Source organism: Nocardia tenerifensis NBRC 101015, from assembly GCF_000308715.1.
Lineage (GTDB): Bacteria > Actinomycetota > Actinomycetes > Mycobacteriales > Mycobacteriaceae > Nocardia > Nocardia tenerifensis.
The window spans coordinates 1-1,462 of record NZ_BAGH01000147.1; the positions used below are offsets into that span (position 1 = coordinate 1).

Consider the following 1,462-nt stretch of genomic DNA (forward strand, 5'->3'; position numbering starts at 1 on the left):
GGTAGGCAAATCCGCCGGACATGTAGCCTGAGAGGTGATGCGTAGCCGATTGAGGCGAATTCAGTGATCCTATGCTGCCGAGAAAAGCCTCTAGTGAGTTGGTACACGGCCCGTACCCCAAACCGACACAGGTGGTCAGGTAGAGAATACTGAGGCGATCGAGAGAACTGTGGTTAAGGAACTCGGCAAAATGCCCCCGTAACTTCGGGAGAAGGGGGACCACGTCTGGTGACGGCCCTTGCGGCTCGAGCTGGGTGTGGTCGCAGAGACCAGTGAGAAGCGACTGTTTACTAAAAACACAGGTCCGTGCGAAGTCGTAAGACGATGTATACGGACTGACGCCTGCCCGGTGCCGGAAGGTTAAGAGGACCGGTTAGCGCCCTTCGGGGTGCGAAGCTGAGAATTTAAGCCCCGGTAAACGGCGGTGGTAACTATAACCATCCTAAGGTAGCGAAATTCCTTGTCGGGTAAGTTCCGACCTGCACGAATGGCGTAACGACTTCTCAGCTGTCTCAACCACAGACTCGGCGAAATTGCATTACGAGTAAAGATGCTCGTTACGCGCGGCAGGACGAAAAGACCCCGGGACCTTCACTATAGCTTGGTATTGGTGTTCGGTACGGTTTGTGTAGGATAGGTGGGAGACTGTGAAGCGGGCACGCCAGTGTTCGTGGAGTCGTCGTTGAAATACCACTCTGGTCGTATTGGGCTTCTAACCTCGGACCATGATCTGGTTCAGGGACAGTGCCTGGTGGGTAGTTTAACTGGGGCGGTTGCCTCCTAAAGTGTAACGGAGGCGCCCAAAGGTTCCCTCAGCCTGGTTGGCAATCAGGTGTCGAGTGCAAGTGCACAAGGGAGCTTGACTGTGAGAGCGACAGCTCGAGCAGGGACGAAAGTCGGGACTAGTGATCCGGCACCGGCAAGTGGAAGCGGTGTCGCTCAACGGATAAAAGGTACCCCGGGGATAACAGGCTGATCTTCCCCAAGAGTCCATATCGACGGGATGGTTTGGCACCTCGATGTCGGCTCGTCGCATCCTGGGGCTGGAGTAGGTCCCAAGGGTTGGGCTGTTCGCCCATTAAAGCGGCACGCGAGCTGGGTTTAGAACGTCGTGAGACAGTTCGGTCTCTATCCGCCGCGCGCGTCAGAAACTTGAGGAAGGCTGTCCCTAGTACGAGAGGACCGGGACGGACGAACCTCTGGTGTGCCAGTTGTTCCGCCAGGAGCACCGCTGGTTAGCTACGTTCGGAAGGGATAACCGCTGAAAGCATCTAAGCGGGAAGCCTGTTCCAAGATGAGGTTTCTCACCCACATTGATGGGTTAAGGCCCCCCACAGACCATGGGGTTGATAGGCCAGAACTGGAAGCCCGGTAACGGGTGTAGGTGACTGGTACTAATAGGCCGAGGACTTACCAACAAAGAAGCTACGCGTCCACTGTGCAGTATCTGAAACAACACACG

Annotated in this window: 1 rRNA gene; it reads left to right on the top strand. The window is 55.8% G+C overall.

Annotated features, from left to right (window positions below):
• Positions 1–1,418: ribosomal RNA gene (locus ON39_RS11675) — 23S ribosomal RNA — on the top strand; the annotation flags it as partial.
• Positions 1,419–1,462 lie beyond the last annotated feature (44 nt).